This is a genomic window from Amycolatopsis alkalitolerans (assembly GCF_006152065.1).
GTDB classification, from domain to species: Bacteria; Actinomycetota; Actinomycetes; order Mycobacteriales; family Pseudonocardiaceae; genus Amycolatopsis_E; species Amycolatopsis_E alkalitolerans.
Genome location: NZ_VDFW01000017.1, coordinates 14,329 through 38,963, shown reverse-complemented (window position 1 = coordinate 38,963; position 24,635 = coordinate 14,329). Strand labels below are relative to the sequence as shown.

The 24,635-nt window shown below is 70.2% G+C and carries 25 protein-coding genes; 8 read left to right on the top strand and 17 right to left on the bottom strand.

Annotated features, from left to right (window positions below):
* The first annotated feature begins 91 nt into the window (after nucleotides 1-91).
* Entirely contained in the window at nucleotides 92-730 is a 639-nt protein-coding gene (locus FG385_RS19570) for an NUDIX hydrolase (RefSeq protein ID WP_139098216.1), read from the top strand.
* Between the two features lie 33 nt (nucleotides 731-763).
* Complete coding sequence (locus tag FG385_RS19565) at nucleotides 764-1,471, top strand: LON peptidase substrate-binding domain-containing protein (RefSeq protein WP_139098215.1); 708 nt, start codon at nucleotides 764-766, stop codon at nucleotides 1,469-1,471.
* Between the two features lie 211 nt (nucleotides 1,472-1,682).
* On the opposite strand, the gene FG385_RS19560 is transcribed toward FG385_RS19565, so the two are convergent.
* The 7 genes from FG385_RS19560 to FG385_RS19530 form a co-directional block, all read right to left on the bottom strand.
* A complete protein-coding gene (locus tag FG385_RS19560; protein ID WP_139098214.1) occupies nucleotides 1,683-2,267 on the bottom strand; it encodes a DUF2567 domain-containing protein in 585 nt (194 codons plus the stop codon).
* Between the two features lie 39 nt (nucleotides 2,268-2,306).
* The gene (gene bsaP / locus FG385_RS34905) at nucleotides 2,307-2,513 is read right to left on the bottom strand and encodes a biotin synthase auxiliary protein BsaP (protein ID WP_139098213.1); all 207 of its coding nucleotides are present in this window, start codon (nucleotides 2,511-2,513) and stop codon (nucleotides 2,307-2,309) included.
* On the bottom strand, nucleotides 2,510-3,526 hold the full coding sequence (gene bioB, locus FG385_RS19550) for a biotin synthase BioB (protein WP_139098212.1): 1,017 nt from the start codon (nucleotides 3,524-3,526) through the stop codon (nucleotides 2,510-2,512). The genes bsaP and bioB overlap by 4 nt, the downstream gene beginning before the upstream one ends.
* Nucleotides 3,527-3,604: 78 nt before the next feature.
* Nucleotides 3,605-4,321, bottom strand: coding sequence for a dethiobiotin synthase (gene bioD, locus FG385_RS19545; protein WP_139098316.1), 717 nt, complete (start codon nucleotides 4,319-4,321; stop codon nucleotides 3,605-3,607).
* Between the two features lie 29 nt (nucleotides 4,322-4,350).
* Entirely contained in the window at nucleotides 4,351-6,603 is a 2,253-nt protein-coding gene (locus tag FG385_RS19540; protein ID WP_139098211.1) for a SulP family inorganic anion transporter, read from the bottom strand.
* A gap of 292 nt (nucleotides 6,604-6,895) precedes the next feature.
* Complete coding sequence (locus FG385_RS19535; RefSeq protein WP_139098210.1) at nucleotides 6,896-8,176, bottom strand: adenosylmethionine--8-amino-7-oxononanoate transaminase; 1,281 nt, start codon at nucleotides 8,174-8,176, stop codon at nucleotides 6,896-6,898.
* Between the two features lie 126 nt (nucleotides 8,177-8,302).
* Nucleotides 8,303-9,505, bottom strand: a complete 1,203-nt coding sequence (locus tag FG385_RS19530) for a cytochrome P450 family protein (protein WP_139098209.1) — start codon at nucleotides 9,503-9,505, stop codon at nucleotides 8,303-8,305.
* 95 nt (nucleotides 9,506-9,600) lie between these two features.
* On the opposite strand from FG385_RS19530, the gene FG385_RS19525 reads away from it, so the two are divergent.
* Entirely contained in the window at nucleotides 9,601-10,221 is a 621-nt protein-coding gene (locus FG385_RS19525) for a nucleoside/nucleotide kinase family protein (protein ID WP_139098208.1), read from the top strand.
* Here the strand turns inward: FG385_RS19525 and FG385_RS19520 are convergent.
* From FG385_RS19520 to FG385_RS19505, 4 genes are all read right to left on the bottom strand, one after another.
* Entirely contained in the window at nucleotides 10,218-11,354 is a 1,137-nt protein-coding gene (locus tag FG385_RS19520; RefSeq protein ID WP_200834553.1) for a glycosyltransferase family 4 protein, read from the bottom strand. The genes FG385_RS19525 and FG385_RS19520 overlap by 4 nt on opposite strands.
* A gap of 112 nt (nucleotides 11,355-11,466) precedes the next feature.
* Nucleotides 11,467-12,519, bottom strand: a complete 1,053-nt coding sequence (locus FG385_RS19515) for a C40 family peptidase (RefSeq protein ID WP_139098207.1) — start codon at nucleotides 12,517-12,519, stop codon at nucleotides 11,467-11,469.
* Between the two features lie 450 nt (nucleotides 12,520-12,969).
* A complete protein-coding gene (locus FG385_RS19510) occupies nucleotides 12,970-13,185 on the bottom strand; it encodes a hypothetical protein (protein WP_139098206.1) in 216 nt (71 codons plus the stop codon).
* An 84-nt stretch (nucleotides 13,186-13,269) separates the two neighbouring features.
* A complete protein-coding gene (locus tag FG385_RS19505; protein WP_200834552.1) occupies nucleotides 13,270-14,643 on the bottom strand; it encodes an NYN domain-containing protein in 1,374 nt (457 codons plus the stop codon).
* Nucleotides 14,644-14,733: 90 nt separating this feature from the next.
* Between FG385_RS19505 and FG385_RS19500 the strand changes: the two genes are divergently transcribed.
* Both FG385_RS19500 and FG385_RS19495 read left to right on the top strand, forming a co-directional pair.
* On the top strand, nucleotides 14,734-16,443 hold the full coding sequence (locus FG385_RS19500; RefSeq protein ID WP_139098205.1) for a DEDD exonuclease domain-containing protein: 1,710 nt from the start codon (nucleotides 14,734-14,736) through the stop codon (nucleotides 16,441-16,443).
* A gap of 51 nt (nucleotides 16,444-16,494) precedes the next feature.
* Nucleotides 16,495-16,776, top strand: a complete 282-nt coding sequence (locus FG385_RS19495; protein WP_139098204.1) for an Lrp/AsnC family transcriptional regulator — start codon at nucleotides 16,495-16,497, stop codon at nucleotides 16,774-16,776.
* Between the two features lie 102 nt (nucleotides 16,777-16,878).
* Here FG385_RS19495 and qcrB read toward each other — a convergent pair whose 3' ends face one another.
* The 4 genes from qcrB to ctaE are packed head-to-tail and all read right to left on the bottom strand — an operon-like array spanning nucleotide 16,879 to nucleotide 21,174.
* Entirely contained in the window at nucleotides 16,879-18,537 is a 1,659-nt protein-coding gene (gene qcrB / locus FG385_RS19490) for a cytochrome bc1 complex cytochrome b subunit (RefSeq protein WP_139098203.1), read from the bottom strand.
* Nucleotides 18,534-19,688 carry a cytochrome bc1 complex Rieske iron-sulfur subunit gene (qcrA, locus tag FG385_RS19485; RefSeq protein WP_200834551.1) on the bottom strand — a complete coding sequence of 385 codons (1,155 nt, stop codon included), beginning with the start codon at nucleotides 19,686-19,688 and terminating at the stop codon, nucleotides 18,534-18,536. Before qcrA ends, qcrB begins: the two co-directional genes overlap by 4 nt.
* Entirely contained in the window at nucleotides 19,685-20,503 is an 819-nt protein-coding gene (gene qcrC, locus FG385_RS19480) for a cytochrome bc1 complex diheme cytochrome c subunit (RefSeq protein WP_139098202.1), read from the bottom strand. The genes qcrA and qcrC overlap by 4 nt, the downstream gene beginning before the upstream one ends.
* A 41-nt stretch (nucleotides 20,504-20,544) precedes the next feature.
* Complete coding sequence (gene ctaE, locus FG385_RS19475; RefSeq protein ID WP_139098201.1) at nucleotides 20,545-21,174, bottom strand: aa3-type cytochrome oxidase subunit III; 630 nt, start codon at nucleotides 21,172-21,174, stop codon at nucleotides 20,545-20,547.
* An 84-nt stretch (nucleotides 21,175-21,258) separates the two neighbouring features.
* On the opposite strand from ctaE, the gene FG385_RS19470 reads away from it, so the two are divergent.
* The 3 genes from FG385_RS19470 (at nucleotide 21,259) to trpD (ending at nucleotide 23,171) form a co-directional block, all read left to right on the top strand.
* A complete protein-coding gene (locus FG385_RS19470) occupies nucleotides 21,259-21,672 on the top strand; it encodes a hypothetical protein (RefSeq protein WP_139098200.1) in 414 nt (137 codons plus the stop codon).
* A gap of 63 nt (nucleotides 21,673-21,735) precedes the next feature.
* Nucleotides 21,736-22,146: an amidohydrolase family protein gene (locus FG385_RS19465; protein WP_139098199.1), complete on the top strand. Its 411-nt coding sequence runs from the start codon at nucleotides 21,736-21,738 to the stop codon at nucleotides 22,144-22,146.
* On the top strand, nucleotides 22,146-23,171 hold the full coding sequence (gene trpD, locus FG385_RS19460) for an anthranilate phosphoribosyltransferase (protein ID WP_139098198.1): 1,026 nt from the start codon (nucleotides 22,146-22,148) through the stop codon (nucleotides 23,169-23,171). Before FG385_RS19465 ends, trpD begins: the two co-directional genes overlap by 1 nt.
* A 78-nt stretch (nucleotides 23,172-23,249) precedes the next feature.
* On the opposite strand, the gene FG385_RS19455 is transcribed toward trpD, so the two are convergent.
* Together FG385_RS19455 and ctaC are read right to left on the bottom strand one after the other, a co-directional pair.
* Nucleotides 23,250-23,669: a cytochrome c oxidase subunit 4 gene (locus FG385_RS19455; protein WP_139098197.1), complete on the bottom strand. Its 420-nt coding sequence runs from the start codon at nucleotides 23,667-23,669 to the stop codon at nucleotides 23,250-23,252.
* Between the two features lie 27 nt (nucleotides 23,670-23,696).
* Nucleotides 23,697-24,593 carry an aa3-type cytochrome oxidase subunit II gene (gene ctaC / locus FG385_RS19450; protein WP_200834550.1) on the bottom strand — a complete coding sequence of 299 codons (897 nt, stop codon included), beginning with the start codon at nucleotides 24,591-24,593 and terminating at the stop codon, nucleotides 23,697-23,699.
* Between the last annotated feature and the right edge of the window lie 42 nt (nucleotides 24,594-24,635).

Genomic DNA, 24,635 nt, shown 5'->3' with positions numbered 1-24,635 from the left:
CCTAGTTTTCGCCTTATAATCGAAAACCGTGCGTAGCCATATTAACAGCAGCGCTCCGCTGGCACACGAGGTTTTGGCCGCCGTATTACAGGTGCGTTACGCCACACTGCGCGTCCTGCTGTGGCGTCGCGCCCTGGATCCGCACGTCGGGCGCTGGTCGCTGCCGGGCGGGCGGCTCCGCCCGGACGAGGACGTGGAGACCTCGATCCGCCGTCAGCTCGCGGAGAAGGTGGACGTCCGCCAGCTGGCGCACGTCGAGCAGCTCGCGGTGTTCAGCGCACCCGACCGCGTGCCGGGCCCGCGCGTCGTCGCGACCGCGTTCCTCGGCCTGGTGCCCTCCGACGCCGATCCCGCCGTCCCCGAGGACACCCGATGGCATGAGATCGACGCGCTGCCGCGTACCGCGTTCGACCACCGCGAGATCATCCTGCGCGCCCGCGCCCGCCTGCGCGCCAAGCTGAGCTACACGAATCTTGGCTTCGCGCTGGCGCCCAAGGAGTTCACCATCTCCGCGCTACGCGAGGTGTACTCGGCGGCCCTGGGGTACAAGGTTTCCGCGACCAACCTGCAACGCGTGCTGTCCCGCCGCGGGCTGCTCGTGCCGACCGGCCACACCGCTCCCCCCGGACGGGGCGGGGGCCGGCCCGCGGCGCTGTTCTCCTTCGCGGGCGAGGGAATCCAGGTGACCGACCCGTTCGCGGTGTTCCGGCCGCCGCCCAAGCGGCGGTGAGCAGCGGGCCCGGATCCGAAGTACCGTGTAGCCGTGACGGATGCGGAGCAGCCCGGCAGCGGAGCACTGACCATTCCGCTGTTCCCGTTGCAGACCGTGTTGCTGCCCGGGGCGGCGCTCCCGCTGCACCTGTTCGAGCCGCGTTACCGGCAGCTGGCGGTCGATCTGCGGATGGGTGTGGTGCCGGACCGGCGGTTCGGCATCGTGGCGATCCGCAGTGCCGCGGTCCGCGAGGTCGAGCGCCTCGAGCACGTCCACGAGATCGGGTGCACCGCATTGCTCGAGGAGAGCGAGCGCCTGCCCGACGGGCGGTTCGACATCCTCACCACGGGCGAGCGCCGCTTCCGCCTGCTCGAGATCGACGCGAAACGGGCGCCGTACCTGATGGGCACCGTGGAATGGGTCGAGGACGATCAGCCGCCGCCGGGCGCCGCCGAGGCGACAGCCCGGCTGGCCGGCGCGGCCCGCACGGCGTACCGGCGGTACTGCGAGTGCGCCTGGGAGCGCGAAACCTGGTCGGTCCCGGCGCCCGAGACGCATCCGGTCGATCTGGCGTACCTGCTGGCGGCCGACTGCCTGCTCCCGCTGGCCGACCGCCAGCGGCTCCTCGAGGAGACCCACCCCCTGCGCCGCCTGCGGCTGGTCGGCCGCCTGCTCTCGCGCGAAGCGGGTTTCCTCTCGGCGCTGCACGCCGTGCCCGCGCCGCCGCCGCAGCTCACGACCCGCGCCTGCCTGAACTGACGGCCGCGGCCGCGGCCCCGGTTCGGGCGTGAGCCACAACCCGGCCCGCGACCGGCGCGTTCGCGACCAGATGCGCGACGCTGCGCGCGGCCCCGCCTTCGACCGCCCGGGTCGCGAGACCGGCGAGAATCCCGAGCACCACGGCCGGCGAACCGAGCGCCGTCCGGCTATCGGGGGTTCGTGGTTCCAGCACCCCGGAACGGGCGAACGCTCAGGCGAGGCGGCGGCCGAGGTCGTCGCGGCCGTTCCAGCCGGCGAGCAGACCGTACACGAGTGCCGTGGCGAACGGCTGGGCGAGCAGCACCCACATCGACTCCAGCCGCGGCGCCGTGGTGAGCACGTCCCCGATCTTCGGCGTCCCGGTGATCGCGTAGTGGCCGTTGGCGAACGCGATGCCCATCGACGTGCCGAGGTAACCGGCGAGCAGCCCGCCGAGCACCGCCGCGATCATGATCACCGGCCCCCGCCGTTCCCGCAGCAGCCAGACCACCGCGCCGACGACGACACCGGCCGCGAGCGCGAGCATCGCGTAGATGCCCAGGTCGTCGAAGCGGTGCCAGCTCTCCAGCTGCAGCGGCACGACCTGGTTGGCGTCGTACACGCGCACCTTCTCCGGCGGGGCGAGCCGCGACCAGATCCAGCCGAGCGGGATGCCCACGAGCCCGATCAGGGACAGCACGCTCACCGCGGGCAGCAGATCGGCCTTCACCACGACGCGCGGCCGGGGGCGGGGCAGGCTGAACACGAGCTGCGGCAACTCCTGCCCGTCCGGTACGCCGACCGATCCCTCAGCCACTGGTGCCTCTCCTTCGCCGCGCCTGCTGGCACAGCGAGACTAGCCGGTCCCCCCACTCGTGCACGCACCGTGTCGGCTGCATCGCGCCGTCCAGCCGGTCGGCGTCACCTGCACGACCATCCGCCGCGCGCACCGCGGGCAGAACCGCGGCGGCTCGAGCGCCGTTCGCGGGTTGTGGCAGCCCGCGTGCTCGCCGCCGGCGAGACTACGTCCACAGTGGACGCAGTAGGCGGCCGGTTCGGTCACAGTGTCTCGCTCAGCGCCTTGATCGGCATCTTCAGCTCGTCGAGCATGGCCAGGTCCTGGCTCGCCGGGCGGCCGAGGTTGGTCAGGTAGTTGCCGACGATGATCGCGTTGATCCCGCCCAGCATGCCGCGCTCGGCGCCCAGGTCACCGAGCGTCAGCTCGCGCCCGCCCGCGAACCGCAGCATCGTGCGCGGCATCGCGAGCCGGAACGCCGCGACGATCCGCAGCGCGTCCTGGCCTTCGACGATCTCGTAGCTCTCGTACGGCGTGCCCGGCTGCGGGATGAGGAAGTTCATCGGCACCTCGTCGGGCTCCAGCTCGGCCAGCTGCACGGCGAACTCCGCGCGCTGCTCCGGGGTTTCGCCCATGCCGATAATGCCGCCGCAGCACACCTCCATCCCCGCGTCCCGCACCATGCGCAGGGTTTCCCAGCGCTCCTCCCAGCTGTGGGTGGTGACCACGTTCGGGAAATGCGAGCGCGCGGTCTCGAGGTTGTGGTTGTAGCGGTGCACGCCCATCTCGACCAGTTCGTCGACCTGCTCCTGCGTGAGCATGCCGAGCGAGCAGGCGATCTGGATGTCGTTGCCGTCGGCGCGAATGGCCTCGATGCCTTCACGCACCTGCGAGAGCAGCCGCTTGTCCGGACCGCGCACGGCGGCGACGATGCAGAACTCGGTCGCGCCGGTCTCGGCGGTCTGGCGCGCGGCCTTGACCAGGCCCGGGATGTCCAGCCACGCCGAGCGCACCGGGCTCGGGAACCGGCCGGACTGCGAGCAGAAGTGGCAGTCCTCGGGGCAGCCGCCGGTCTTGAGGCTGACGATGCCCTCGACCTCGACCTCCGGACCGCACCACCGCATGCGCACCTCGTGCGCGAGCGCGAGCAGGTCGGAGAGCCGCTCGCCGGGCAGCCGCAGCACGTCGAGCACCTGCTGCCGCGACAGTCCGGTGCCCTGTTCGAGTACCTGCTCCCTGGCGACGGCGAGGACGTCGGTCCGTTCGGGCGCTGAGGTCACGGCGCTTCTCCTCTTCGAGCTTGGGAGCAGACATCTAGCATGCTGCCGGACGGGAACCGCGAAACATAGCGATGCGCGTCACGTCCGGGCGGACGCCGCGTTCTGGAAGCTGTCCGGGTCGAAGTCGCCGCCGAACCAGGGCGACAGCCCGGCGCGCGCCTCGTCGAGGAACTCGGCCTGGCTCAGCTGCCCGGCTCCCGCGGCGAGCGCGCCGAGCAGCGGTGCCCCCGCGGCGACGGGCAGGTCACCGACGTTGGACAGCATCGCGAGATCCGGCGCGGCGGGCCAGGACCCGATCACCACACCCGGGACGTGCAGCCCGCGGCCGGTCGCGACCTCGGACGTCAGCGCGGTCGCGTTGAGCGTGCCCAGCCCCGCCTCGGCGACCACCAGCACGAGCGCGCCGAGCGCCCAGGCGACGTCGGCCAGGGTGCTGCCGTCGGGCCCGAACCGCACCAGCAGCCCGCCCGCGCCCTCGATCAGCACCAGGTCGTGCTCCGAGTCGAGCTCGGTCGCCGCGCCCGCGACCTCGGCCGGGGACAGGACCGGAACCCCGCTGCGGCGGGCCGCGGCCTCAGGCGAGAGCGGGTCGGGATAGCGGCGCAACTCGCGGATGGTGACGTCACCGGCGAGGCGGGCGATCTCGGCCAGATCGCCGGGCTCACCAGGCGCGACGCCCGTCTGCGCCGGCTTGAGCGCCGCCACGCGCTGACCGGCGTCTCTCGCCAGCGCGGCGATCGCCGCCGTGACGGCGGTCTTGCCGACGCCGGTACCCGTTCCGGTCACCACCAGCATGCTCACGGAACTTCACCGTAGTACCGGCGCTATTTCCCCATCGCCACCGCCCGCTCGACCGGGCCGAACGCTCCCGTCGCCGGGTCGTACAGATGCACCCGCGCCGCGCCGACGTCGAAGTACATCCCGACCAGCTCGACCTGCCCGCACGCCTCGGCGCGCGCGATCGTCGGGTACTCGCTCAGCCGGTCCAGTTGCTGCAGCACGTTGTGCAGGGCAAGCTGGTCGGCTCCCGCGGGCGTCTCGCCCGCCACGGCGATCGGCGGGTGGGTGCGCGAGCGGATGAGGCTCGGCTCGGCGTACCGCAACCACGACCGCAACGCGGCCGCGTCCTCGGGCGCCCCCTCGAGCCGGGCCTTCATCGCGCCGCACGAGGAATGCCCGCACACCACGATCTCGGAGACCTTCAGCACGTCCACCGCGAACTCCAGCGACGCGCCGATCGAGGCGTCGGCGCCCCCGTGATCGGGCACGAGGTTGCCGATGTTGCGGATGGTGAACAGGTCGCCGGGCCCGCTGCTGGTGATCAGGTTCGGCACGATCCGCGCGTCGCCGCAGGTCAGGAACAGTGTCTGCGGTTCGTGGACGTCCGCGAGCCGGCTCAGGATCGGCCGCACCAGCAGCGAGGTGCGGCGCTCGAACTCGACCATGCCCCGCCGCATCGAGCTTCCGCCGCGCTGCTCGGGGACCTGCGGCGCGGTGCCCTCCTGCACCCGCTGCCACTGCGACCACGGCGCGAACCAGCGCGGCACCACCGGCCGCGCCCGCGCCTTGAGCACCGTCGGCTCCCCCGCCTTGCCGCGTTCGAACCACGGATGCCCGACCTCGTCCACGAGCACCGTGCCGCCGGCCTGTTCATGCGAGTGCTGCCAGGTCGAGAGCATGTCGAACGCGGCGTGGTCGAGATAGTCGACCACGAGTTCGAGCGTGACCGTGCTCCCGCGAGGAATGCCGCCCAGCACCGTCGACAGCCTGGGGATGGACAGGGCCGACAGCGCCCCCTCGACGACCACGCGCCAGCCGTCGCCGTCGGGTTCGACGTGGATCCCGGACCACAGCAGGCGCCGCAATATGATCAGCGCCGCCAGGCCGATGCCGATCAGCACACCGGTGAGCAGGTCGATCACCACGACACCGGCCAGCGTCACGACGTAGACCGGCAGATCGCCATGGCGCAGCACGTCCTTGAGGTGAGCGACGTTCACGAGCCTGGCGCCCACGTGCACCAGCAGACCGGCGAGCGCGGCCAGCGGGATGTTGCGCAGCAGCCCGGCGAGCAGCACGACGAACAGCAGGATCCACAACCCGTGCAGCACCGCCGAAGCGCGGCTGCGGGCGCCGGAGTGCACATTGGTCGAACTGCGCACGATCACCCCGGTGACCGGGAGCCCGCCGAGCGAACCCGAGGCCATGTTCGCGGCGCCCTGGCCGAGCAGCTCACGGTTGAGGTTCGCCCGCGGGCCGGTGTGCATCTTGTCCGTCGCCACCGCCGACAGCAGGCTCTCGACGCTCGCGACGAGCGCGACCGTGACCACGGCGACGCCGAACTCGTACCAGCCGCCGTCCGGGAACTGCGGCACGAACCGGAGGTCCAGCACGTTCGCCGGCACGTCGACCCTGGGCACGCTCATCTCCGAGGCCACCGAGACCGCGGTGACCGCGACGACCGCCGCCAGCGGCCCCGGCACCTTGCGGACAGCCGCGGGCAGGCGGCCCCAGACGAGCAGGATCGCGATGGTCAGCAACCCGACGAGGGTGGCCATGCCGTGCGGATCGAGCAGTTGCCGCGGCAACTGCGCCAGGTTTTCCAGCGGTGAGCTGTGGGCGCTGCCGCCGAGGACGACGTGCAACTGCGCGAGCACGATGGTCAGGCCGATCCCCGCGAGCATCCCGTGCACGATCGCGGGCGAGATGGCGAGCGCGGCGCGCGCTATCCGGCTCAGCCCGAGCAGGATCTGCAGCGCCCCGGCGAGCACCGTGATCGCGCACGTGACCGCCCAGCCGAACTGGTCGATGGTCTCGGCCATGATCACGGTGAGCCCGGCCGCGGGCCCGCTGACCTGCAACGGCGATCCGCCCAGCGACCCGGCGACCGCCCCGCCGACGATCGCGGCGATGAGGCCGGCCGCGATCGGGGCGCCCGAGGCGAGCGCGATGCCCAGCGACAGCGGGACGGCGACGAGGAAGACGACCAGCGAAGCGGGAACGTCGTGCCTGAGGTTCTGCAGCGCCTTGTGCCGGCGCGGACCCGGCGGAGCGTGCTCGCGTGCCGCGGTACTCATGGTGCCTCCCGGTATCGGTTCCCTGAACGGGGTGGATGAGGTCCGGCCGGCAACGGCGACCGCCGGTGATCCACTGATACCGAAAAACGGGCGGAATGTCCGTTATGTAGAGGAGGTCTCATGTTTTGTTCGCAGCAGGTGGTGACTGCCCAACTGCCGCACACTAGGCGGACGACGTGATCGCGCTCACTCCTTGGCGTCTGCCGACGAGTTCGCGTGCACGCGGGGTGGTCAAACAGCGGGCCGCACCCATCGCCCACCCAGATCGGGTGAACTTCCCCCGTACTACCGGTCAGGCACCCGCGGCGGCCGCCGTCATCGCCGCGGCGATGGTCCGGACCTCGGCATCAGTGCAGACATACGGCGGCATGGCGTAGATCAGGTCACGGAACGGGCGCAGCCACACTCCGCGTTCGGTGGCCACTTTCGTGGCCGCGGCCATGTCCACGTCGTGGTCCAACTGGACGACCCCGATCGCCCCGAGGACGCGGACGTCGGCGACACCCGGCAGGTCCACGGCCCCCGACAGACCCTCGCGCAGGCCGGTTTCGATCCGGCGGACGGCGCCCTGCCAGTCGTGGTCCAGCAACAGATCGATCGACGCGTTCGCGACGGCCGAGGCCAGCGGGTTGCCCATGAAGGTCGGCCCGTGCGCGAGCACCGGAAGCTCGCCACGAGAGATCCCGCCGGCGACCTCCGGGGTGCACAGGGCGGCGGCCATGGTGAGGTAACCGCCGGTCAGGGCCTTGCCGAGGCACAGGACGTCCGGCGTCACCCCGGCGTGCCCGGCGGCGAACAGGGCACCGGTGCGGCCGAACCCGGTCGCGATCTCGTCGAAGATCAGCAGCACGTCGTGCGCGCGAGTCAGCTCCCGCAGCGCGCGCAGATAACCCGGGTTGTGGAACCGCATCCCGCCCGCGCCCTGCACGACGGGCTCGACGATGACGGCGGCGAGCTCATCCGCGTGCTCTTCGATCTCGCGCGCCAGCATGTCCACATAGGACCCGTCGACCGGCGCGCCGAACCCTCCCGGCGGTTCGGGCACGAACACCTGCTCCGGCAGCACCCCGCGCCACAGCGAGTGCATGCCGTCATCCGGATCGCACACGCTCATCGGGTGGAAGGTGTCCCCGTGGTAACCGCCGCGCCAGGTCAGCAGGCGGCGCTTTCCCTTGCGCCCCAAGGACTGCCAGTACTGCAGGCACATCTTCACCGCGACCTCGACCGAGACCGAGCCGGAGTCGCACAGGAACACGTGCTCGAGCCCGGGCGGGGTCAGCTCCACCAGCTTCGTGGCGAGCCGGATCGCGGGCTCGTGGGTGAGCCCGCCGAACATGACGTGGCTCATCCGCCCGGCCTGCTCGGCGAGCGCCGCGTCCAGCACGGGGTGCCGGTAGCCGTGGATCGCCGCCCACCACGACGACATGCCGTCCACCAGCTCGCGGCCGTCGGCCAGGCGCAGCCGCACCCCCGACGCATCGGTGACCAGCAGCGGCTCCACCCGGCCCGGCATGGGGGCGTAGGGATGCCACACATGCCGGGCATCGAGAGCGAGCAGCTTCGCGGGGTCCACCCCCCGACCCTACTGTGCCGATCGTCGCCAATCCGACGGCAGCCACGGCGGAAACGGGTTTCTACGGGCAGGTCGGCTGCGGACCGTGTCCGCCTGCTTTCGGTCGGATTGGCAACCCCGGGCTGCTCAGGCCACGCGGACCGGCAGGGTCTCCAGGCCGTTCATGAGCGTGCTGTCCCGCCAGCGCAGTCCGCCCGGCGCACCGTCCAGCTCGATCGTGCCGAACCGCGCCAGCAGCTTGCCGATCGCGATCTCGGCCTCGAGCCGTGCCAGCGGGGCGCCGACGCAGTAGTGGATACCGTGCCCGAAGGCGAGATGGCCGCCCGTGGGGCGAGTGATGTCGAGCTTGTGCGGATCCTCGAACTTCTCGCCGTCCCTGTTCGCCCCGAGCAGGGACACCATGACGAACCGGTTCGCCGGGATCACCGCGTCGCCGACCGGCACGGGCTCGGTGGTGAACCGCAGCGTCGCGACGTTGACCGGGCCGTCGAAGCGCAGGAACTCCTCGACGGCGTTCGGCAGGAGCGACGGATCCGCGCGCAGCGCCGCCAGCTGGTCCGGCCGCTCCAGCAGCGCGCGCATACCGTTGCCGATGAGGTTGACCGTGGTCTCGTGCCCGGCGACGAGTAGCAGGAACGCCATCGAGATCAGTTCGATCTCGGACAGCTGGTCACCGGCGTCGGACACGTGCACCAGATCGGACAGCAGGTCGTCGGTCGGGTGCGCGCGTTTCGACGCGATGAGCTCTGCGAGATAGCCGGCAAGCGCAGCCGAGTGCTCCTGAAGCTGCTCGGGCGAGGCCGCGGAGACGACCGTGTTGGACCAGGTGCGGAACTTGTCGCGATCCTCGACGGCGACGCCCAGCAGCTCGCAGATCACCGTGATCGGCAGTGGGAACGCGTACGCCTCCAGCAGGTCGACCCCTCCGGCCGCGGCGATCGAGTCGAGCAGTTCGTCCGCGATCTGCTCGATCCGCGGCCGCAGTCGCGAAACCGTGCGCGCGGTGAAAGCCTTGTTCACGAGCTTGCGCAGGCGCGTGTGGTCCGGCGGATCCATGTTGAGCATATGCGCGGCGATCGAGGACGCGAACGCGGTCTGGTTGCCGGAGCTTTCCTGGAACAGCTCGCGAACGCGCTTGTTGTCCTTGCTCAGCCGGGGATCGGCCAGCAGCGCCTTGGCGTCGGCGTAGCGGGTGACGAGCCAGGCGCTGAGCCCGCGCGGCAGGACCGCCTGGCACACCGGCGCCTCGATGCGCAACCGCTCGTAGAGGCGGTGCCGATCTTGTGCGAAGTCGAAATCGAGCTGGACCGGTTCGTCGAGCAGCGGCATTCTTCGTCGTCCTCCCAGATCAGCGGCTGATGCCACGACAACGGACCGCCGCCGCCGATAGTGCCCGGTCCGGGCCTCCGGGACAATGGACGATCATGAGATACCGCCCGATCTCCTCCGACCGGCTCGCCGCCGAGCTCACCGAACGCGTCCTCGGCCTGCCCGGCACGCCGTGGGTGCGCGTCTCGATCGACGGTGCCGCCGGTACGGGCGCGCTCGCGGACGCACTGGTGGATCCCTTGCGGGTCAACGGCCGGTCCGCACTTCGAGTGTCCACTGTAGATTTTCTGCGACCGGCCTCGCTGCGGTTCGAGAAGGGCAGGCAGGATCCGGCAGCGCGGTACTTCGACTGGCTCGACGAGAACGCGCTGCGCCGCGAGGTGCTCGATCCGCTGTCCCCCGGTGGTACCGGAATGGTGCTGCCCGCGTTGTGGGACGCCGAGCGTGACCGCGCGACGCGCCTGGACCGCACCGAACTGCCGGCGAGCGGGGTCCTCATCGCCGACGGCGAGTTGCTGCTCGGCCGCGGGCTGCCGTTCGAGCTCACCGTGCACCTTTCGCTTTCGCCCGGAGCGCTGCGGCGGCAGTTGCCCGAGGACGAGCACTGGGCGCTCCCGGCGTTCGCGCGGTACGAGGACGAGGTGCGTCCCGTGGAGGTCGCCGACGTCGTGGTGCGGGCGAACGACCCGCGCCATCCGGCCGTGCTCGGCGACTAGCCGGTCAGCAGTTCCCGCAGCCGCGCGGCCAACTGGTCCCAGCGCCAGTGCTCGCTGACCCACGCGCGGCCGGCTTCGCCCATCTTGCGAGCCCGCAAGGGATCCGCGAGCAGCGGGGCCAGCGTGTCCGCGAGTTGTGTGACGTCCCGCCCGTCCACCACGTGGCCGGTGACCTCGTCGACCACGGTCTCCGGTGCGCCACCGGACCGGCCGGCGACGACGGGCAGGCCGGTCGCCGAAGCCTCGAGGTAGACCAGGCCAAGGCCCTCCACGTCGAGGCCCTTGCCGCGGGTTCGCGCGGGCATCGCGAACACGTCGCCGGCCGCGTAATGCGCCGGCAACTCCGCCCACGGCACCGAACCCGTGAGCACGACGTCGTTTTCGACGTCCAGGTCACGCGCGAGCTTCGCCAGCGTCCCGCGGTATGGACCACCGCCGACGAGCAGCAGCGCGACGCCGGGGATTCGCCGGCGCAGCTCGGGCATCGCGTGCACGAGCATGTCCTGCCCCTTGCGTGGCACCAGACGTGACACGCAGACGACGGTCGGACGGTCGTCGAGGCCATGCCGCGCGCGGATCTCCTCCCGCGCGCCCTCGTCGGGCCGGAACAGCTCGACGTCCACTCCGGACGGAAGGTGCTCCAATCCGGCCATGGGGCCGAAAGCGGACGCGAAGCGGCGGCGGGTGTACTTGCTGACATACGTGATGACATCGGTCGTATCGCCGATACGGCGCAATGCCTGCCGCGCGCCCGGCAGCATCGACCAGCCGACCTCGTGGCCGTGCGTACTGGCGACGACGCGCCGCGCCCCCGCCTTGCGCAGCGCCGGGGAGAGCAGCGCCAGCGGCGCCGCGGCGCCGAACCACACGGAATCGCAGTCGCGGGCGCGCAAGATGTCCTTCGCGCGGCGGAGCACATCAGGCACGGGCAGCATGAGCGAACCCGGATGCCGCACGACCTCGAACGGGGCGGCCGCGTCGAACTCCGGATGCGAACCGGATGCCGAATGCCACGACGGCGCGTAGACCACGAGATCCTCGGGCGGCAGGCGGCGCGCCAGTGAGTCGAGGTAATTCTGGATCCCCCCGGGCCGCGGCGGGAAGTCGTTGGTCACCAGGAGGGTCCGAGGCACGAGGGGAGGTTACCGGCCACCAGGTGTGAGCCACGAAAGGCATCGCGCCCGCAATGCATCAGGGGCGGCACCGCGCGCACGGTTGCCGCCCCTGATGGGAGCTCATGACGGATCAGTAGGCGACCCGTCGAGCTCCCGCGTAGTCGTTCTGAAGCGGCGAGATCTTCACGACGTCACCGGAGGTGGGCGCCTGCACCATCTTGCCGTCGCCGAGGTACATCCCGACGTGATACGCGGGCGAGCCGAAGAACACCAGGTCGCCCGGCTGCAGCGCGGACCGTGACACCGGCAGGCCGGTCTGCTGCTGCGACGCCGCGGTACGCGGCAGGGAGACACCCGCCGCACGGTAGGAGAACAACATCAGGCCCGAGCAGTCGAACGTGTTCGGCCCGGTGGCACCCCACACGTAGGCGTCGCCGAGCTTGCTGAGCGCGACGTCGATCGCCTTCTGCGCGGCGGCGCTGGGCGCCGGGAGGTTGGGCGCGGAGCCACCCGTGTCGCGCTGGGCGGCCCGGTCCGCCGCGGTCAGCCGGGTGCTCAGCTGCTTCAGCTGGTCGACCTGCGCCTGCAACGCGGCGGAACGGGTGTTCAGGTCGTTGAGCAACTGCTGCGCCTGGTCCGAGGCCGCCTGCGCGCGGTTCTTCGCGTCGGTGGCCTGCTGCGCGGCGGCCGATGCGGCGTTGACCGCGTCGGTGTAGCTCTGCAGCGCCTTGTTCTTGTCGTTGGCCAGCACGGCCAGCGCCGAGGACCGGTCCAGGAAGTCCTGGGCGGAGGTGCCGGTCAGCAGCGCGGACATCCTGCTCATCTCCGCGCCACTGACGAACGAGGCGTCGGCGAACTGGTCGACCACGCTCTGGAACTTCGCCTTGTCGGCCTCGGCCGACTGCACCTTCTGGTTCGCGGCGGCGATGTCGCCGTTCGCCTTGGCCAGGTCGGCCTGCTTGGCGTTGTAGTCTTCCTGCGCCTGGAGCTTCTGCTCGTTCAGCTGCTCGGCCTGCCCGGCCGCGGCCCGGTACTGGGCCAGCGCGTCGGTTGCGGTGGTGGGGGGATTCTGGAGGGCGGGGAGGGTGATGGCGCTGGCTGGAACTCCAACACCGGCCGCGGTGATGACCGCGGCGGCGGCGATGGCTCCTGCGACCACGCGCTTGATCGGTTGCGACTGCACGCCGCGCGTGTCTCCTTTGCACTCGGCCACCTACCGGTCGCCGCACGCAGAGGTCGGGGGCCCTCTGCTCACCGGAGCGGCGAAACCACGCGTCCGGCCAGCGGCATCGACCACCGTGTTCGCCGGATCCGGGCACAGGGGTACCGCACCTGGGTCCTGCCAGCACAGTGGTTCCGGCACAGCTCCCCGACAAAGCTGTTTCGGCGGCGATCTCGCGTCGCTGTCGCGGGGGTGCGACGGCTGCCGGCCGCGAGATCTCGGTCAGGTTACGAAAGAGAAGCCGCCACGTCCAGAAGACACCGGGCAAAAACTCTGCGTAACCCAGCCCGATCCCGTTCGGACCAGCGACGACGGCGTGAATGTGACGGAGATAACAATCTCGCCTGTTACGACTACTGACCGTTCACCGACTTAAACGACCGTTTGTCGCTGACGGGGTACACGCCCGGTTCAGGCGGCGCGCTCCTGGGGCCGGCCGGTCATCGGCTCGAGCGCCAACCGGGGAATCAAGCCGCCTTCCGCGAGCACTTCTATCGCCGCCAATTCTTCCTCGTCCCATTCCAGTGACGGGGGTGCGTTCAACAGCACGCTGACAGCACAGTCCGCGCAGCGGATTCCTCGCACGACGCAACGGCCACAGTCGACGATCACGGCGTCTTCCCGCATCTTCCTGCCTCCTTCTGACCCGCTCGGGCCGGACAGGAAACACGCTAGAGACACCCACCGACAATTTCGGAGGCGTATTGGACTTCAAACCCGCCCGAGCCGGGTCAGCAGTACCGCGGAAGCCACCGGATGCGCACCCGAACTCCTGGTCGAATCGGCGACGGCGCGATCCGAAGTGGCGACCACGAGCGGCCGCCCGGACGGCTCCGCCGCCACGAGCGCGCGGATCACGTCGTCGGCCAGGACGCCGGGATCGGAGAACAGGACCCGCACGCCGCGAGGCGCCGCGGTCGGTATGGACAGCACGCCCGCACCGTCGAACACGACCGTCACCTCGGCACCGGTCCGCGACACGAGGGCCCCGAGTTGCTGGACGAGCCGGGTGCGCTGGTCGGCCAGCGGCAGCTCCGGGTACCCCGTCTTGGTGACGTTGTAGCCGTCCACGATCAGGTGCACGCTCGGCAGCGCCAGAAGGTGGTCCAGCGCGGCGGGATCGCGTACGTGCGCCCCGTTGGCGCCGGAGGAGGACGCGCCACGCACCTGGTCGGCGGGACGGCGCTTGCTCGCCCCGATCGACAGCTCACGGCGAAGCCCGGCGACCGCACCGTCGATGGTGTCGACGAGCAACGCGAGGCGGACCTCGTCCGCGTCCCGGGCCTCACGCGCCGCCTGACGCGCCATCTCCGCGTCCGTCACCGCGCGCTCCGCCCGCGCGCGCTCCGACGCCACCCGGCTCCGCTCACGCTCCAGCTGGGCGGTCAGCGCGGCGATCTCCGCTTCGCGCTTGCTGCCCGCGTCCGACACCTCAGCCTTGGCCTCCTCGGCCGCGTCCTTGGCCTGGCGCAGGAGCGTGCCCTGCTCGCGCAGCCTGCCCCGCAGCCGGTTGAGCTCGTCTTCGCGCTCGCGGCGCGCCGCCTCGACGGCTTCCAGCGCCTGCGCGAGTTCTTCCTGCGTGCGGGACAGCTCTGCTTCCAGCTTCTGGTTGCGTGCGAGCGCGGCATCCCGCTCCGCGCGTAACGCCGTCTCGGCCGCGTTCTTGGCGACGAGCCGCACGCGGGAGCCGGCGCTCGACTCACCGAGCAGGATCGCGGCCGTCGCGGCGATCACGCTGTCCTCGTCGTTCGGATCGAGCGCGTCCTGGCGATGCTCCCGCACCCACTCCAGCACGGCTGTGCGGAAGGCCGTCGAATCCTGCAACGTCGCGAGCAGGGCCGTGGCGCCGAGCCGCGCGCGCTTGGCCGGCGCGAACTTGGCGACCGGGCGCAGCTGCTGCGGGATGTCGGCCCTCGGCATCTTGCCAAGGGCCTCGGCGGCGAGTTCGGTGAGTCTGGCCCGGACGGGTTCCGGCAGCTCGCGCCAGGCTAAAGGCGGCGCCGGCTCCGCCTCCGGCCGCTGGGCAGCGTCCGAGGCGCGAAGACCTGGGTCTTCGGGCTCTGCGGCGTGCACTGAGGGCGGCATCCATCCAGGGTAGTCCGTCGAAGTTGAAGATCTCTCCTCGTCCGGCCTCGGAACGCGGAAATGTCGGTGTCCTTACCTAGGGTGCCGATCATGCATGGGGCCCACGACCAGCTGACCTTCGACGAGCTGGGCACGCCGCTTCGCGACACCACGTTCGTGGTGTTCGACCTCGAGACCACCGGCACCAGGCCGGGTCCCGACGGCATCACCGAAATCGGCGCGGTGAAGGTCCGCGGCGGCGACGTCCTGGGCGAGTTCGCCACGCTGGTGAACCCGGGGATGCCGATCCCGCCGCAGATCGTCGCGCTCACCGGGATCACCGGCACGATGGTCTACGACGCCCCGCCGATGGACCGTGTCCTGCCTGCCTTTCTGGAGTTCGCCGCGGGTGCGGTGCTCGTCGCGCACAACGCCCCGTTCGACACCGGCTTCCTTCGTGCCGCGTGCGCCGCGCACGGGTACCCGTGGCCGAAGCCCGCCGTGGTGTGCACGGTCCGGCTCGCGCGGCGCGTGCTGACCAGGCAGGACACGCCGAGCTTCCGGCTGTCCGCGCTGGCCGCGCTGTTCGGCTCCCCGACCGTGCCGAACCACCGGGCGCTCTCCGACGCGCGCGCGACCGTCCACGTGCTGCACGCGTTGCTGGAGCACGTCGGCCCCGTCGGCGTGCACTCGCTCGAGGAGCTGATCGACTACCTGCCGGAGGTCACGCCCGAGCAGCGGCGCAAGCGCGGGATGGCCGCCCACCTGCCCGAGCGGCCCGGGGTCTACCTGTTCCGCGGGCCCGGCGAGGAGGTGCTGTATGCCGGCACGGCGACCAACCTGCGGCGGCGGGTGCGCAGCTACTTCACCGGTTCGGAAAGCCGCGGCCGGATCCGGGAGATGGTGGGCCTGGCGCAGCGTGTGGACGGGATCGAATGCTCACATGCGCTCGAAGCCCAGATCCGCGAACTGCGGCTGCTCGCGGCGCACCGGCCCGCGTACAACCGGCGGTCGAAGAACCCGCGCAAATCGTGGTGGGTGCTGCTGACCGAGGAGGCGTTCCCCCGGCTGTCGGTGGTCCGGGTGCCGAAGGACGGCGCGCTCGGTCCGTTCAACTCGCAGGCGATGGCGAAACTCGCGGCGGACGTACTGGCAGGCGCGTCGGGGCTGCGGACCTGCACCCAGCGCATCTCGGCGGTCTCACCGTCGGGCAGGCCGTGTGCGCTCGCGGAGCTCGGGCGGTGCGGTGCGCCGTGCGCGGGGCGGCAGAGCGCCGAGGCGTACTTCCCGTCCGTACGCGCCGTGAGGCAGCTGATCGGCGGCGAGGACGCCGTTCCACTCGACACCGCGCTCCGGCAGCTCGACGAGCTCGCCGAGGCGCAGCACTACGAGCAGGCCGCGCGGCGCCGGGACGAACTCGCCATTCTCGTGCGCGCGGTCGCGAAGGCGCACAGGCTGACGGCGCTCGCGGGCATCCCCGAACTCGTCGCAGCGGCGCCCGACGGGAACCGCGGCTGGGAGTTCGCGGTGATCCGGTACGGCAGGCTCGCCTCGGCCGGCGTGGCGCGGCGGGGCGTACCGCCGATGCCCGTCGTGGACGCGCTGGTGGCGAGCGCGGAGACGGTCACGCCGGAGCCTGGTCCGCTGTTCGGCGCGCCCGCCGAGGAGGTTTCCCTGCTGCTGCGGTGGCTCACCCGGCCCGGCGTCCGGCTGGTCCGCACCGCGATCCCGTGGGCCGAGCCGGCGCGCGGCGCGGGCAACTGGAACGAGTGGCTGGAACGCGCCTCGACCGCGACGACGCTGGAACAAGCGGTCGGCTGAGCCACGGGGATACGATCTCCGCGTCTTCGGCAGACTTTCCTAGGAGGACCCGTGATCACCGCGATCGTGCTGATACATGCCGTGGCGGACAGCATTCCCGAGACCGCGCAGGCGATCGCGGACATCGACGGCGTGACGGAGGTGTACTCGTGCGCGGGCGACGTCGACCTGATCGCGATGGTGCGCGTGCACAGCCATGAGGACCTCGCCGACCTGATCCCGGCGAAGATCGGCCGCGTGCCCGGCGTCATCGACACCGACACCCACATCGCGTTCCGCTCGTACTCCACCGCAGACACCGAGTCGGCCTTCGCGCTCGGCGCGGACGAGTAACGCGAAGAAGCCGGCTCCCCCGTTCGGGAGAGCCGGCTTCTTCGCGAAGGCGCTGTGGCGCGAAGCCTCGATGAGGGGTGGTGGTCGGGCGAGGGGCTGGCGCTAGGCTTCGCCGTGGCCTGAGGAGACTTCCTCGGACGAGGTCACCTCACCGTTGCCGTGATGGCCGTTGGCCCCGCGCGCCCGCTCCAGGGCCGCGACCTCCTCGGCCGGGTCCGGCGCGAGCATCGTGCCGGGCACCGGACGGCCCGCGGCGCCGAGCTTGTTCATCTTCTTGGGCACGGGCGCGCCCTGGTAATCCAGCTGGATGGCGTGGCCGTGATCGTCGACGCCGGCCAGCGGCTGGTGCACCTCGATGAACTCACCGTGCGGCAGCCGCTTGATGATGCCGGTCTCGATCCCGTGCTCGAGCACCTCGCGGTCGGCTCGCTGCAGGCCCAGGCAGATCCGGTAGGTGATGAAGTATGCCAGCGGCGGGACCACCAGCACCCCGATCCGGCCCGCCCACGTGGTCGCGTTGAGCGAGATGTCGAACTGGTCCGCGATGATGTCGTTGAAGCCCGAGGCCTCGATGACGCCGAAGAACGCCAGCGCCATCATGCCGATGCTGGTCCGTACCGGTGCGTCACGGGGCCGCTGCAACAGGTTGTGGTGCGCCGTGTCGCCGGAGAGCTTGCGCTCGAGCATCGGGTACGCCAGCAGCAACACGAGCAGGATCGGCATGCCGACCGCGCCGGCGAAGAACACCGCCGGGACGGTGTAGTTGCCGAGATACAGCTCCCAGGACGGGAAGATCCGCAGCAGCCCGTCCGCCCAGGCCATGTACCAGTCCGGCTGCGAGCCCGCCGACACCTGCGACGGGTTGTACGGGCCGATGTTCCAGATCGGGTTGATCTGGAAGATCCCGGCCATGAGCGCGGTGACCGCGGTGACGACCGCGAAGAAGGCGCCGGCCTTGAGCGCGAAGTACGGCATGATCCGCACGCCGACGACGTTGGTCTCCTTGCGCCGCACGCCGGGGAACTGGGTGTGCTTCTGGTACCAGACCAGGGCCAGATGCGCGCCGAGCAGGCCGAGCATGATGCCCGGCAGCAACAGGATGTGCAGCGTGTACAGCCGCGGGATGATCTCGTTACCCGGGAACTCCCCGCCGAAGATCGCCCAGTGCAGCCAGGTGCCCATCACCGGAACCGAAAGCACGATGCCGGACAGGGTCGCCCGGATGCCGGTGCCCGACAGCAGGTCGTCCGGCAGCGAGTAGCCGAAGAAGCCCTCGAACATGCCCAGGATCAGCAGCAACGCCCCGAGCAGCCAGTTCGCCTCACGCGGCCGCCGGAATGCCCCGGTGAAGAAGATCCGGAACATGTGCACCATCATCGCCGCGGTGAACACCAGCGCCGCCCAGTGGTGCAACTGCCGCACGAACAGGCCGCCCCGCACGTCGAACGAGATGTCGAGCGTGGTCGCGAAGGCCCGCGACATCTCGATGCCCTGCAGGTTCTTGAAGCTGCCGTGGTAGGTGACCTCGGTCATCGACGGGTCGAAGAACAACGTCAGGTACACGCCCGACAGGATCAGGATGATGAAGCTGTAGAGCGCGATCTCCCCGAGCAGGAACGACCAGTGCGTCGGGAACACCTTGTTCATCTGGTGCCGCAGGCCCTTGGCCAGCCGATACCGCTGATCCATGTTGGTGGCCGCCTCGGCCGCCTGCCGCTGGACCAGGCTCGTGCCCTTCGTCGGCGTGGTGAGTGAACTCATTGCTTGCGCTCCCAAAATGCCGGTCCCACGGCCTCGATGAAGTCGTGGCGTGCGACCAGGTATCCCTCATCGTTCACGGTAATGGGCAGCTGGGCCAGCGCGCGAGTCGCCGGGCCGAAGATGGGCTTGCAGTAGTGCAGCACGTCGAACTGCGACTGGTGACACGGGCACAGGAGCCGGTTGGTCTGCTGCTCGTACAGCGAGACCGGGCACCCGACGTGACTGCACACCTTCGTGTACGCGTAGTACTCGCCGAAGTTGAAGTCCTCCTGACCCTTGCGCTTCACGACGCGCTCGGCGTCTCCGGGCCGCAACCGGATGAGCATGACCGGCGCGTCCGAGCGCAGGAAGATCGACGTCAGGGCCTCGGGGTCGCTCCGGTCGGATTCGCGGAACGGGAACACCGTCTCCAGGCCGCCGGCGTCGAGGTCTTCGGGCCGCAGGAGCACGACCTCGTCCGGCTTTCCGGTGTTGCGCCGCATGTAGACGACCTCACCGGGGAACCGCTTCTGCCACGGGGTGTGCCACAGCGAGTCCGGCCCGTTCGAGTCCTTCCAGGGGTCCTTGATGAACGAGGCGACCGGCAGCGCGACCAACCCCAGCCCGAGTGTGCCGCCCGCGAAGCCCACGCTGCGCTTGATCAGCGAGCGGCGGGCGATGGTGCTGCGGGCGCCGGCGTCTTCCAGGTGCGCGACGATCGTCTTCTTGTCGATCTCCGCCGAGCCGTCGCCGTCGCCGTCGTGACGTTGCTGGACCGCGAGTTCCTGCGGGACGAACTTCTTCGTGTACAGCAGGATGCCGACGCCGAGGCCGAGGACCGTCAGACCGAGGGTCACGCCGAGGACCGGGGTGTAGAGCGAGTACAGGAACGTGCCGCTCTGGCCGGGCGCCTGGTACTGCCACGGCCACCAGATCAGGCCAACCACGAACGCGAGGCCCGCCAGCCCGGCGATGGCGAACCACAGCGCGACCACCCGCTCGGCGCGCCTCTCCGCGCGGGTGCCCTTGACCGGCCACTGGTCCGGGTACTCGACGAGCTCGACCCCGTCGAGCTGACCGCCCAGCTTGAGCAGCTGGTCGCGGTTCATTTCGGCGAGTTCCGCGTCGGAGGGCCGTGACGAGCCCTGCCCCGCAGTTTCTTCGCTGCTCATGCCCTCGATCCAATCCACAGGGTGACGCCGATCAGCGCGCCGATACCCACGATCCAGGCGATCACGCCCTCAGACGCCGGCCCGAACCCGCCGAGCGAGTCACCGCCTGGGTTGTTGTTGCCGTTCGACACCGACTTGATGTACGCGATGATGTCTTTCTTCTCGTTCGGCGTCAGCTGCCGGTCGGAGAACTTCGGCATGTTCTGCGGGCCGGACAGCATCGCCGTGTAGATCTGGTCCTCCGACGCCGGGTCGAGGTTCGGCGCGTACTTGCCGGCCGACAGCGCGCCACCGCGGCCGGTGAAGTTGTGGCAGGACGCGCAGTTGAGGCGGAACAGCTCGCCACCGCGCGCCGGGTCCGAACCCTGCAGCGCCGCACCGGTCTGGGCGGGCCGCTCCGGGCCGCCGCCGTGGGCCTGGATGTACGCGCCGACCGCGTCGATCTCCTCGGGGGACAGCATCGGCGGCTTGCGCGCCGCCTGCGCCTCCTGCCGCACCATCGGCATCCGGCCCGTGGAGGTCTGGAAGTACACCGCCGCGTCACCGACGCCGATCAGGCTCGGGCCCCGGTTCTGGACGCCCTGCAGGTTCGCGCCGTGGCAGGTGATGCAGGTGTTGTTGTAGACCTGCTCGCCCAGCCGCATCTGCGCCGGGTCACCCTGGGCCTGCGCCGTCTGTGCCTTCGGCACGAAGACCGCGTACACCGCGCCGGCTCCGATCAGCGCGACACCCAGCGCCAGCAGGCCGGCGACACGCCTGCGCAGCTTGCCACGCGCACCGAATCGGCGTCCGGAGGATTTCTTCGTGGTGGTCATCTTGCGGCAACCCTTGCTGTTCGGTGGTTCGGGCGAAGCGGTCATGGCAGGAGCTCGATGACCGCGAACAGGCCGATCCAGACGATGTCGACGAAGTGCCAGTAGTAGGACACGACGATCGCGGAGGTGGCCTGCGCGGGCGTGAACTTGCTCAACTTGGTGCGGATGAGCAGGAGCACGAACGCGATGAGCCCGCCGAGCACGTGGAGTCCGTGGAACCCGGTCGCGACGAAGAAGATCGAACCCCAGGCGCCGGACGGGATGGTCACGCCCTCCTTGATGAGGCTCGTGTACTCCCCGGCCTGCCCGCCGAGGAAGACCGCGCCCATCACGAACGTGATGACGTACCACCGCCGCAGGCCGTACACGTCGCCCTTCTCGGCGGCGAACACACCCAGCTGGCAGGTGAACGACGACGCCACCAGGATGATCGTGAACGGCAGCGAGTACGGGATGTCGAGGTGGATCGGCTCGCCCGTGGCAGGGTTGACGGGCGGCCATATCCCGCTCGAGTTCTGCGCCTTGATCGTGAAGAACATCGCGAACAGCCCGGCGAAGAACATGAGCTCGCTGGAAAGCCACACGATCGTGCCGACGCTGACCATGTTCGGCCGGTTCAGCGAGTGCACCCGCTGGCTGATGTTGGGAGCTGCCGTTGTCACGAGTCGCATTATGGCCTCCGGCAATGGAGGGTGCCCGGTTGGGTCTGGATGCGGGTTGGTCACAGTGACGAACGCGGAGGGTGAGGTACGCCGATGAGTCTGCTCGATCGGGTGCGTGACCTGCTGCGAAAGCCGTCCGAGCCCCCGCTGACGCCTGACACGCCCGGGCTCGAAGTGGTCGCGGAGGCGTTCGACCTCGCCGAGGCCGATTCGGCGGTGCTGGCCAGATCACACCTGTGGGACAAAGGAAAGCCCGCTGTGCTAGGGCACCACCTGACCCTGTCCTCGGTCGGGGTCGCCGAGGCGGCGCGCATCCTGGCTCAGGACGGGTGGGAATTACGCACCGTGCCCGGTTCCGGTGAGATCGTTTCGGTGCACGCGGTGCGGGTCCAGAAGGTCGACGCGCTGCACTGCGCGCAGGAACGGGCCCGGATGGCAGGGCTCGCGCAACGGCTGGGCGGCGACTCGCGCGGCTGGGACGCATTACAGGCCGTCTGCTCTCGGTGAATCCGGGCACTGCGGATAGCATCGGACGCATCACAACCGTACGACGAGGCCGGAGGCTTGATTGTGACCGAGCAGCCGATGCGGATCCTGGTGTTCAGTCACCGGGGGGAAGTCCGCGAGTCGATCATCAACGCGATCGGCCGCAGGCCGGCCGCCGACCTCGGCCGGGTGGACTACGTCGAGGCCGCCGGCGTGTCCGACGTGCTCCAGGAGATGGACGAGGGCGGGATCGACCTCGCGATCCTGGACGGCGAGGCGCAGCCGACCGGCGGGATCGGGCTGTGCCGTCAGCTCAAGAACGAGATTCTCGACTGCCCGCCGATCGTGGTCGCAGTACGGCGCAAGGACGACCGGTGGCTGGCCACCTGGTCGCAGGCCGACGCCGTGCTCGTGCACCCGCTCGACCCCCTCACCGCGGCGGAGACCATCGCCGAAGTGCTGCGGGGGCAGCGGCTTCCAGCCGTGCGGGCGTGATGAGCGCGCACACCTGGCCCGCCCTGCTGTCCCGGCTCATCGAACGGGCCGATCTGTCCGGGGAGGACACCGCCTGGGCGATGGACCAGGTGATGTCCGGTGAAGCCACGCTTGCGCAGATCGGCGGTTTCGCCGTGGCGTTGCGCGCCAAGGGCGAGACGCCCGAAGAGATCTCCGGGATGGCCGAGGCGATGCTGTCGCACGCCCGGCGAGTGCACGTCGAGGGCCGCGCGGTGGACATCGTCGGCACGGGCGGCGACCGCTCCGGTTCGGTGAACATCTCGACGATGGCCTCGATCGTCGTGGCCGCGGCCGGCGCGCCGGTGGTCAAGCACGGCAACCGCGCGGCCTCGTCGAAGGCCGGCGCCGCGGACGTGCTCGAAGCGCTCGGGGTCGCGATCGACCTGCCGCCCGAAGGCGTGCAGCGCTGCGTCGCCGAACTGGGCATCGGGTTCTGTTTCGCACCGGTGTTCCACCCGGCCTTCCGGCACGCCGGTCCCGCACGCAGCCAGCTCGGCGTGCCGACGACGTTCAACCTGCTCGGCCCGCTCACCAACCCGGCCCAGCCGAGCGCGGGCCTGATCGGCTGCGCCTACGCGGACCGCACCGAACTGTTGGCGCGCGTGTTCGCCCGCCGCGGCGCGAGCGCGATGGTCGTGCGGGGAGACGACGGCCTGGACGAGATCACCACCACGACCACCAGCACCGTGTGGGTGGTGTCCGGCGGAGACGTGCGCCAGGAGCGGCTCGATCCGCAGTCCCTGGGCGTCCCGCGCGCGACCACGGAAGACCTGCGTGGCGGCGACCCGGCGGCGAACGCCGAGGTCGTGCGCGAACTGGTGACGGGCAAGCCGGGCCCGGTGCGGGACGCCGTCCTGGTGAACGCCGCCGGAGCCCTCGCCGCGCACGAGGGCTTTTCCGGGTCTCTGCATGACGATCTGACGGCCGCACTGGACCGCGCCGGGGCAGCGATCGATTCCGGCGCCGCCGCCGATCTCCTGACCCGCTGGGCCGCTTTCCGCTGAGCGAACGCCGAACTCACCCGACACGAAAGCCCAACTCGCGCGCGACACGCGAGTTGGGCTTTTCGTCGAATGTGGGGGTTATTCGTGGCTGGGGCCGGTGTGGTACTCGAACACGAGCCCGCCGACCGTGATGAGGATCAGCACGACCGCGATCACCAGCAGCCAGATGTGGAAGAACGCGAGCGCCAGCCCCGCGGTCGCGGCGGACCCGGCCAGTGCGATCGGCCAGTAGCTGCCCGGGCTGAAGAAGCCCAGCTCACCGGAGCCGTCGCTGATCTCGGCGTCCTCCCGGTCCTCGGGGCGCGGATCGATGCGGCGCGAGATGAACCGCATGTAGCTGCCCGCGATGAGCGAGAGCCCGCCGGTCAGGATCAGCGCGACCAGCCCGACCGGCTCGACACCGAACCCGCTCCACAAGTAGGTGGTCACGCCGTAGACGATCGCGATGACGAACGCGAACGCCGTGACGATGTCGAAAATCCGGGCTTCGACCTTCATGAAGCTGTCCTCACTCCTGGTCCGGCGTCAGCGCGCGGTGCGGTCGGTGTTGAACGGCTGCGTCGTGACCGCGTGCGGGGTGCACAGCTCGCCGCAGTTCATCTTGGCCAGCGCCTCGGACGCGGTGTACGGCGCACCCGTGGCCGGATTCACCTGCGTCCGCGTCTGAATGTACTGCTGGTACAGGTTGTCCGGCAGGGCACGGACCTCGAAGTTCATCATCGAGTGGTAGGTGCCGCACAGCTCCGCGCACCGGCCGACGAACGAACCGGTCCGGTCGATCGTGTTCTGGAACGACGAGTCCTGGTTGTTCTTCTCCGGGTACGGGAAGACGTCACGCTTGAAGTGAAACTCCGGCACCCAGAAGGAGTGGATGACGTCGGTCGAGCGCAGGTCGTACTGGATCGTCTTGCCGACCGGCAGCACCAGCAGCGGGACCTCGGTCGAGCTGCCCACGGTGCGGATCATCTGACCGGTCGCGTCCTTGGGCTCGGACGGATAGTCGAACTCCCAGTTCCACTGGAACGCGGTGACGTTGACCGTGACGTCCGGGTCCGGCTTCTTGGCCAGCACGTCGTTCTCGGTGGTGGCGGTGAAGAAGAACAGCACACAGACCATGATCAACGGCGTGATGACGCAGAACAGCTCCAGCGGCACGTTGTACTGGAACTGACGCGGCAGCTCGGTCGGGTCCTGGTTCTTCTTCTTGCGGTGGAAGATCGACGCCCAGAAGATCAGGCCCCAGACGATGACGCCGACGGCGAGCGCGGCTACCGCGGACCAGGTCCACAGCCAGCGCATCTTGCTGGCCTGCTCGGTGACACCCACCGGCCAGCCGAAACGCAGTATCTCGTCACCGGAGCACCCGGTCGCCAACAGGGCCACGAGCCCGGCCAGCACGGCGACCTTACCGACCCTCTTCAACCCAGGCCTCCTTGAATTCTTCGCGTGACAGCCGGAGCCTAG